Raw genomic sequence first — 688 nt, 5'->3', positions numbered from 1 at the left:
AACTTTGGATGACCTAGAAGAATGACGTGGCTCCGCCTTCCGCACCTGAGTGCGGAGGAGCCGGAGATCATCAAGGACAACGCCGGAAGACTGGTCGAAGTGACCGTCCGATGCAGGACGCGGGGTGAACCCGCGCTTCCGGTCAATGCCTGCTGTCTCGCGCCGCTCCTCCTCCGCAATGGCACCAAAAAGGTGCGCGTTCGTGATCGCCGGATCGAACCCGCGCCCACATGGCTGGTCATTCATCGCCAGCGGTTCCGCTGCAAATCCTGCGGCGGCACCGTCTATGAGGAACTGCCCGATGTGGATGATCGCCACTACATCACGCGCCGGCTGAAAGACGATCTCGCCCTGTCCGCCACCAAGCGGACGTTCGAGGACGCGGCCACCTTCCACGCGGTCGAAGAAACCTTGGTCCGCCGCGTCTTCAAGTCGTTCGCCGCCGAGAAACTGCGGGATTACAGCTTCTACGCGCCCCGCGTGTTCGGGGTGGACGAAAACCGCATACTTGGCGGCGACCGCTTCGTCTGCGCCGATATCGAAAAGGGTCAACTGCTGGAAATGCTGCCCCAGCGCGATTCCGAGACGGTCGCGGCGATGTTCGAGCGGATCGAGGATCGCCATGATGTGGAGGTGTTTTGCCAGGATATGTGGCGGGGCTATGAGACGCTGGCGAAGCGATACTTCC

The 688-nt window shown here is 61.8% G+C and carries 1 protein-coding gene; it reads left to right on the top strand.

Annotated elements, in window-relative coordinates; all coding sequences use genetic code 11:
- Positions 1-21: 21 nt before the first annotated feature.
- On the top strand, positions 22-688 hold a 667-nt coding region (locus SX1_RS22155), incomplete at its 3' end, for an ISL3 family transposase (protein ID WP_019054858.1).

The organism is Sphingobium xenophagum NBRC 107872 (assembly GCF_000367345.1).
Classification (GTDB): domain Bacteria; phylum Pseudomonadota; class Alphaproteobacteria; order Sphingomonadales; family Sphingomonadaceae; genus Sphingobium; species Sphingobium xenophagum.
This window is presented reverse-complemented; position numbering and strand designations above follow the sequence as displayed.